This is a genomic window from Paenibacillus phytorum (genome assembly GCF_013141715.1).
Lineage (GTDB): Bacteria > Bacillota > Bacilli > Paenibacillales > NBRC-103111 > Paenibacillus_E > Paenibacillus_E phytorum.
In genome coordinates this window covers 1-7,763 of record NZ_WHOA01000086.1, presented here as the reverse complement: position 1 = coordinate 7,763, position 7,763 = coordinate 1, and the positions used below count along the sequence as shown (strand labels likewise).

At 42.7% G+C, this 7,763-nt stretch carries 7 protein-coding genes and 2 pseudogenes; 5 read left to right on the top strand and 4 right to left on the bottom strand.

Annotated features, from left to right (window positions below; translation table 11 throughout):
• The first annotated feature begins 111 nt into the window (after positions 1 to 111).
• Positions 112 to 270, top strand: a complete 159-nt coding sequence (locus GC098_RS11580) for a hypothetical protein (RefSeq protein ID WP_171643323.1) — start codon at positions 112 to 114, stop codon at positions 268 to 270.
• A 23-nt stretch (positions 271 to 293) separates the two neighbouring features.
• Here GC098_RS11580 and GC098_RS11575 read toward each other — a convergent pair whose 3' ends face one another.
• Together GC098_RS11575 and GC098_RS11570 are read right to left on the bottom strand one after the other, a co-directional pair.
• Entirely contained in the window at positions 294 to 1,073 is a 780-nt protein-coding gene (locus GC098_RS11575; RefSeq protein WP_171643322.1) for an SDR family oxidoreductase, read from the bottom strand.
• Between the two features lie 671 nt (positions 1,074 to 1,744).
• A pseudogene (locus GC098_RS11570) lies at positions 1,745 to 1,816 on the bottom strand (YjcZ family sporulation protein); the annotation flags it as partial.
• A 1,161-nt stretch (positions 1,817 to 2,977) separates the two neighbouring features.
• Here GC098_RS11570 and GC098_RS11565 point away from each other — a divergent pair.
• The 4 genes from GC098_RS11565 (at position 2,978) to GC098_RS40810 (ending at position 4,892) form a co-directional block, all read left to right on the top strand.
• The gene (locus tag GC098_RS11565; protein WP_171643321.1) at positions 2,978 to 3,163 is read left to right on the top strand and encodes a hypothetical protein; all 186 of its coding nucleotides are present in this window, start codon (positions 2,978 to 2,980) and stop codon (positions 3,161 to 3,163) included.
• 406 nt (positions 3,164 to 3,569) lie between these two features.
• A complete protein-coding gene (locus tag GC098_RS11560; RefSeq protein WP_171643320.1) occupies positions 3,570 to 4,208 on the top strand; it encodes a DUF1796 family putative cysteine peptidase in 639 nt (212 codons plus the stop codon).
• Positions 4,209 to 4,489: 281 nt separating this feature from the next.
• Positions 4,490 to 4,741 carry an AraC family transcriptional regulator gene (locus tag GC098_RS11555; RefSeq protein ID WP_171643319.1) on the top strand — a complete coding sequence of 84 codons (252 nt, stop codon included), beginning with the start codon at positions 4,490 to 4,492 and terminating at the stop codon, positions 4,739 to 4,741.
• 25 nt (positions 4,742 to 4,766) lie between these two features.
• Positions 4,767 to 4,892: a hypothetical protein gene (locus tag GC098_RS40810; RefSeq protein ID WP_281366962.1), complete on the top strand. Its 126-nt coding sequence runs from the start codon at positions 4,767 to 4,769 to the stop codon at positions 4,890 to 4,892.
• A 981-nt stretch (positions 4,893 to 5,873) separates the two neighbouring features.
• Here GC098_RS40810 and GC098_RS11550 read toward each other — a convergent pair.
• A complete protein-coding gene (locus tag GC098_RS11550) occupies positions 5,874 to 6,869 on the bottom strand; it encodes an alpha/beta fold hydrolase (RefSeq protein WP_246358560.1) in 996 nt (331 codons plus the stop codon).
• A gap of 514 nt (positions 6,870 to 7,383) precedes the next feature.
• A pseudogene (locus tag GC098_RS11545) lies at positions 7,384 to 7,734 on the bottom strand (recombinase family protein); the annotation flags it as partial.
• Positions 7,735 to 7,763: the final 29 nt, after the last annotated feature.

The window sequence follows — 7,763 nt, the reverse complement described above, 5'->3', positions numbered from 1 at the left end:
TCAGCTTTTGTATGGTAATTCCTTAAACTAACATCACAAAAAAAACAAAAACGGTCTTATCGCGAAATAGACGCGAATATAGACCGTTTTTTTCTTGTGTTGGGGTGACGAGTGAGTAGTGTTGAATATGGCTGGCCTGGCGTGGCTGGCAATATCACTATATGGTCGTTGTCATGGCTGTCTCTTTCCACAAAAAAGCAGTTCACTTTAGATCTGGGAATGTCTCCAGCCGTCGATGCTTATCGGATCGAAGGAGCTGAGCTTGAATGATGAGGTTTTTTTTCTATGACTTACTATTTTGTCTGGCCCAGCATGTGGTCAACAGTCTTACTGAGCTGGCTAAAAATAAAATTCGGTGCTATCCGGTTCATCATTTTTAAAGCATTGCTTTGGCCGGGCCGGATTTCGTATTGGTCTCTCTCCATTCCTTTGATCGCAAAACTCACCATGTCAGCGACTGGCATCGCCTTTGAACCTGTCAAATCTGCCGGATCGAATGTATCCACCAGCGGAGTTTCTGTCAACGGCGGAGCCAGCTCGAATACTTTGACCTTGGTGTTTTTAAGCTGTGCTCTGAGCGAAAGTGTATAGGAATGAATGCCGGCCTTCGCTGCGCAATAAATAGGCGAGATCGGAAGAGGCACGAACGCAAGGCCTGATGAGACATTTATGACCGCAGCCGACTCTTGCGTTTTCAGATGCGATAAAAATTGCTGCACCATCCAGATCGGACCACTGAGGTTCGTTTCGATCTCGCTGTTCAAATCCTCCAGGTCGTTACCCGCAGCATGAAGATTTATTTTTCGCATAAACCCTGCGTTATTGATCAAGACATTGAGCTTGGGAAATTGCTTCACCACCACAGCATACAATGCTGCAATCGCTTGAGGATCTCCCGCATCGCTCTGAAACGTATGTACCGTTGGCAGCTTTTTCTTAGTCGCATCAAGCCTCGCTTGATCCCGTCCCGTGATAATAACGGTATTCCCGAGCTTAAGCAGCTGACTTGCAAATTCGAAGCCAATGCCGGATGACCCGCCCGTAACAAGAACCGTATTGCCGCTCATTTTCATCAGATTCCACCCGTCCCTTCCATCTCCATGAGTAAAGTACTTTCTACCAATAAGTGTACATGAAGTTTATATAGATAGGAAGGCATCTAAAATTGAAATAAAAAACTTTACACATTGAGTTTCCTTATAATACATCCGATATATTCCTCATTAATCAACGAACCCCCTAAAAATAAAAAAGTGAATATTCGCAAAAGTAAACATTCACTAACGAACTTTATTTCCCTTGATCATTTGTGATTCAAGAAAATAAAGTTCGTTAATGATATTTACTTTTGTAAAAGCTACTATTTTCCTCTCCGGTATCATTATAGCCCGACAAGCTCGAATAAATGGAGTTTATAAAGCTTGTTCACTCTTCTTGGAACTTTTTTGTCATGCTTAAGAAATAAGTTTTCTTGAGCGGTATCAACATCGTGGCGGTAAGTGGTGGGATATCGGATCGGCTACAGCTGCTTGCTGGAAGGAATAGTTGAAATGGGCATCGAAATGGGGGTATCGACCTAGTGCGGAACCATCCACTTGACCATATATTGATATTACCAGCCAGCACCCAACTCACCCGTCACCCTTATTTAAACAAAGAGAAAAAACGGTCTGTATTCGCATCTATTTCGCGATAAGACCGTTTTTGTTTTCCTCGATATTCTTTGTGATGTTGGATTAAGAAATTACCATACAAAAGCTGATGTGATGATAACCAAAAGAATGAAAAGAACCAAAATAGCTGCTGCGCTGTTACCATAACCTGCACAACTTGCACCATAACCTCACTCGTCACCCTCATTTAAACAACGAAAAAAAACGGTCTGTATTCGCATCTATTTCGCGATAAGACCGTTTTTGTTTTTTTGTAATGTTGGTTTAAAATGCAAAAGTCATTAAGATAATAACCAAAAGAATAAAAAGAACCAAAACAGCTGCTGCGTTGTTACCATAACCTGCACAACTTGCACCACTCATATTTACTCATTCCCCTCAAGTGAATTTTCATTACGGTATAATCATACGCTCGGTACATAGTCATTGATTGGACATATGTCATGGCTTTTTATATATAATTCTGATATAATCCCACAATTTGGGTCGTCATGAGGAATAAATTGATAAATATAATTACGTATTGTAGAGTAAAGGACTGGGAATAGCCCCAGTGACGTTTTATCATCCCGAAAGGGTGCTCAACGATTTGCCCTCTTTGCTTATAAATATTACTTTGTCTACTCGAATTTTTCGGGAATCTGTTCGATCACTTCTTCGTCTCTAAGCCTGGTTACCGCCCTTCCGCCTTTGGCAGAAGTACAGGACTCTTTTTGTCCGCAAATATCCATGTTAAGAATTGCTTATTATCTGCTCACAAGAAAAGAGATGTATGTAGACTTAGGTGAAGATTATTTTGAAAAGCAAAAGCTTAGAGCCATAGTACGAAATTCGGTTCGAAGACAGTTAAAAATGAATAGCCTTCGGACCATGCCTTTTGAGATCGTACAGCACCAAATCCGTAAAAAATCCTCGCCCTCGATATTCCGACAATGTTGTGCCACCCCATAAACTTCCAAATGACGTCCCTTCATCTAGGTACATCCATGCTGCACTTACTAATTTATCGTTCTCATATACTCCATAGATATGCAATATGCTAGGATTGTCAGCTTTGTTTTTTTCAATTTGTTCCCCAGTTGCGTAAAATCAACGTTGCATAAAAGTGTATTTTCTTCGTTTAAGAAATTTACCATCAATGATAACCGGGCCGAAAAAACGAAAGCGATTGGATTGAGAGAGTATCCCGTAGTTATAGCATTAAAACCGTTTTGCACAGAAAAAAGGGCAAACATACAAGCAAAGATATTTCATTATACATAAGATTTAGCGTGTTCTTTAATAAAGTAATGAAGGAGGATGTAATGGCAATGATACCTGGCATAGGTCTCCCAGGTTCAGGATTTGGTTTTGCACCAGGTCTCGGTTTGGGTGGACCAAGTTCAGGATTTGGTTTTGCACCAGGTCTTGGTTTTGGTGGACCAGGATTGGGGCTTCATAGTGTAAAAAGTAATAAAAAACTTAGCAAAAAAATTAGTAAAAAACGGTAGTGCTTCGCGTTTTTCGCACATAACAACGCTACTAGCGGTACTCAGACACTTTCTAGAAAAGATAATTGAAATTAATTTGAACCGCTTGTCAAAGGAGGTTTTTTTTGTTGAGGCAAAACAAGCCCCTTAAAAACTTGTTTTATTTCGTTATAGATTCAGCTGCGGATTCGTTAATAACGGACAAAACCCTCCATTTATCGTAAATATTTCAAACTGCCTGACGGTTAGCGGAGCGACCCCACGGTTACTCAACCTTTATGCTGAGGCTAAACTTGCATACAAGTTGTCTGTCAGTAAAGACTTTCGCATTACGTCGTATGTTTGCAAGCGCAATTTTAACATTTGCATACTTTAATTCTACTCGTCATTGTGGAGGAGATCAGTTGTTGAGACGGGAGTGAAAGTTATGAAATGGCGCGATTCCCTAGGTGGTTATAAGGCCTACATTAGTCTGGGTTCCACATGTCAAACAGCATTTCAGCTTAAAAGACTGGGCTTACGAAAATATGCGGGTCCCTTAGATTGGTTTGTTTCCGATTCGATCGGCGGAGTGGTTCGTTTGATAGATCATCGTTTCAACGGATTTATGGAACTTAGCCAGCTTGAACTCATTGGCACTACCAATGAATGCTTTGTTGTAAGAGATAACGCAAATGACGTTATATCTTTCCATGACTTTCCTCTTTATCTCACCGCGGAGCGATGGCGGGAAGCTTATCCCGCGTTTAAACAAAAGCTCAATCGACGCGTAGATCGGTTTTTGAGAACTATTCAAGGTCAACCGATTCTTTTTATTAGAACCAATTCGAAAAGAAATGAAGCGCAGGAGCTACACGCAGCATTAAAAAGGCTGATGCATGGAAAGTTCCATCTTCTGATCGTGAATAACCACCAGGAAGATCGCAAAGACGTGATTTACGAGGATTGGGGGCTGGGTGGAATTAGCTCGGTGCTCCTACCGAAAGGAGAAGACTGGAGTGGATTTAACCCAGCTTGGGATACGTGTATGAACGGCTTCAAATTGAAAGCTTCGTCCCTACGTTGAGTTTAACTCCTTTTTGATTTTTATCACAGCTATAAAGGCGCACTGCAGAAAGAGACGATCGTTTACAATGTTCTTTTTAAGCTGGAGCTGCTCCATAGGGAACTAAATGCGTTGTGCGAAATTCCCTCTTTTCTTGATTTTTTTTCATTGCACCGTTTTTGCGAAAAAACGCCACGTTTTATCCTCATGTCACGCTGACAGGACTTCATAAAACCTTATTTGGAAACCATCTCGATTCCCTCTACTGGGAGGAAAAAGAGTGCGAGACAGGATATCAACTGGTGATTAAGACCCGCTTTATCGAATGTCTGGTTCAAATAAGCCGGTTTTATGCTGCGCACGGGACTCCTCACCCAACTCTAGCTTATACGTATGAACAGTGGATTGCGTCCGTCATCTCCCTAATCGAACAGCACTACAACAAGCCGTTCAGCCTGGATCAATTGAGCCGTCTGTGCGGCATGAGCATTCCTTCTTTCACTGCCAAATTTAAAACCTACACGAAAAAGACATTCGTGGAATATAAGCCATGACATTGAAATCAAGGAAGCTTGCAGAATGATGGAAACGACCAGCGGAAAAATCGCGGAAATCGCACACGAGGTTGGTTTCGAGGATCTTAGTTTTTTATTGGGTTTTTCGAAAGAAGATGGGGATTCCACCTCTCAAGTACCGGTTATCTAAGAGATAGAGTTCTTAGATAAAAGACCGCAAATGTCGGCCCCCTTCCATATATCAAAAGCAGCTTGCAACAATATACTGCCACATAGTTGAGAAAAGGCAGCCGATCTGGCTGCCTTCATGCGTTATTATTCAACTATCGGTTGCAATAGGCAAGCATTTGATGTCATCTCCAGCTTTTCCCCTGCTCCACACCGGACGTGCCAGTTTCCCGGCATCCGGCGTTCCCTCTAACTGAATTTACTAAATCATAAGTTCCTCGTTACTCAAGGATATTGACGGTTTGTCATCCTAGTAGCTTGCACTGTGGCATCCATTGATGTCCCCACGTTCCTACCTGATCGGTGCAATTCACGCTTGGAAAACAATTTTTCTTTTCAGTTAGACTTGGGGCTGTTCCTCCACTCCCATTACAGGAGATTCATCAGTCGTGCCCCTGCCCTCACAAGGATTAATGTATTTTGGCATGTGCCTTATAACAACCGTTTCGGGTAACAGCCCTTGTTGCAACGTCCCTTGCTTTCCAAGTCCCTTACAACCTAGCTATTCTTTCTGGACTTAGGTGCTTCCTCTAAGCCTGTGAGACCAATGCCGCCATTGTTCGGCATAGCGTATTTCATAGAAAAAATTATTACTTTACGCCGCCCACCCCATCGTTTGATGGTACATATGTTTCCATATATTTCTAACTTTAGACCTGTACATTCGGAAGTTCGTCAGTTCAGTCTGTTTGAACATTCTCACCATATCCAGTTTTTCAGCCACGCGACATATCCGTTGGCATACCTTTTTTAAAAAAATGGCTCCAGCCTTCGTTCTGCCGAATCTACCTGATCTTCACCCCCCATGACCTGTTAGTCATGACGCGCGGAGTAGTATTGGCGGGATGGTTTCGGGATACAAAATGATTGGCATTCCTTGTTATTATTGGTTCTGGGGAGTTTCAAGAAATGGCCAGTCCATAACGGAAGCTAGATGCCGTATTTACGACCAATAAAAACCTTTGATCAAATCAGCGATCGCGTAGTGTGCTTCCTCTAGGACAAAGTGTCCTCCGCATAACATATATATTTCGGCTTCCTTAACAAACCGTTTGAACGCATAAGCTCCATTAAGCGTGAAAATAAAATCATTTTTCCCCCATGCCACCAAAGTAGGCGGCTGAAAAGTTTGTAAATAATGCTGCCAGCGCGGATATTGTTCTACATTCTTCCGGTAGTCATAACCCAAGGCCAACTGAATTTCCGAATTCCCCGGACGGTCTAGAAAGTATTGGTCCATGGAGTAACCATCCGGACTAATTAGATAAGGGTGACAAACGCCGGTAAGGTACTGTTTTTTGGTGAAGGTTGGGGTAACCAAACTAGCAAAGGCAGCTTTATTCTCCGGACTTGGATCCGCCCAGAGTGCTTTGAACAGGTCAAATGGTTGACCTAATCCCTCCACGTTAACGACTGCATTCTGGATCACAAATCCAAGAATACGTTGCGGATGGCGTACGGCCAAGCGAAACCCTATTGGGCCGCCATAATCATGGCAGTACAAGATGTACCTAGGAATGCGAAGATTATCGAGAAGCCGTTCGATTACAAGGGATATATTCTCGAAGGTGTAAGAAAAAGAATCCACAGCGGGCATACTGCTGTTCCCGTAACCGGGATAGTCTGGCGCAAGGACATAATACCTATCGGCCAACAAAGGAATTAAGTCTCTGAACATGTGGGAAGAGCTGGGGAATCCATGAAGGAGAATAAGGGCAGGGTTCTTGGGATTGCCGGCTTCACGATAAAAAATGGAGAGTCCATCCACTTCCATTTTCTTATAAAGAACGGGTATAGGCACCTTCAGACCTCTTTTCCTATTTGGGTTACTTGTTTTTAAAGGTATGAACCGATCATCCGGAAAAGTCCATTTGCCTCCCGTCACAACGCGCCAATAGGAACGCAACGTTGGCTGTGTCAGTGTATAGGAATTCGACATAGATACAACAAATAGGCGATCGAACCGGTTCAGATGTGCACGGTTCCACTTCTAAAGTTACGGTTACAGATCTGACATGGTAGGTTGGAAAAGTGCTAAAATCCTGTGGCTTTCTGATAATGGCAAAGTCTTCGCCATGAGACTATCGGAAAAGCAGCCAAAACGTATACTATGCCGCACAAGGTGAATAACGCACCTACCGGCACAGCGTATCTGTATCAGCCTGAGGAATTGGACTTTACGGTCTATTTCTACGGTTTTGGCGAGCCTAACTTCTACGGTGACTGGTACTTCTAAACCCCGCAGTTCCGGTCATGGCAGATGTGCATGTGTCCCCTTGGATTCAATAACTTTCCGAGATATGAATGACGCTTTAAAGACCACTTGCTTATGCGAGTGGTTTTTTTTTTTAGTTTACAAAGTTTATACGTCTTTTACGGAATTAATTATTTTATAAATCGTGCTCCTGCCGCTTCCTTGCTCCTTGGCATTTTCTGTTACATTGTGACCTTCTTTAATCAGGTGAAAGAATGGTTCGCTTTTTGCTTTCCGTTAGTGCTGGTCTACCGCCAATATTGCCCTTCTTACGAGCTGATTCCAAGCCAGCTTTGGTACGTTCCTGGATAATGCTCTTCTCAAATTGAGCAAATACCGCAATCATCCCGAACATAGCCTCTCCCATTGCGTTCGATGTGTCGATGTTTTCCGTTAATGAGACGAAGTGAACTCCCCGTTTCGTGATATCCTCATGAATCTCGAAGAGCTGCTGGGTGCTTCTGGCTAATCGATCCAGTTTGTAGATAACGAATGTATCACCCTCTCTTAATGCATCCAATGCCTTAAAAAGCTCCTGGCGATTCGCTTTGCCTCCTGACTCCTTCCCATACGTTTAAT

Excerpts from the sequence above, each read along its gene's own strand:
- GC098_RS11575 (WP_171643322.1), bottom strand. The coding sequence starts at position 1,073 with ATGAAAATGAGCGGCAATACGGTTCTTGTTACGGGCGGGTCATCCGGC.
- GC098_RS11565 (WP_171643321.1), top strand. The coding sequence starts at position 2,978 with ATGGCAATGATACCTGGCATAGGTCTCCCAGGTTCAGGATTTGGTTTT.
- GC098_RS11560 (WP_171643320.1), top strand. The coding sequence starts at position 3,570 with ATGAAATGGCGCGATTCCCTAGGTGGTTATAAGGCCTACATTAGTCTG.
- GC098_RS40810 (WP_281366962.1), top strand. The coding sequence starts at position 4,767 with ATGATGGAAACGACCAGCGGAAAAATCGCGGAAATCGCACACGAGGTT.
- GC098_RS11550 (WP_246358560.1), bottom strand. The coding sequence starts at position 6,869 with ATGTCGAATTCCTATACACTGACACAGCCAACGTTGCGTTCCTATTGG.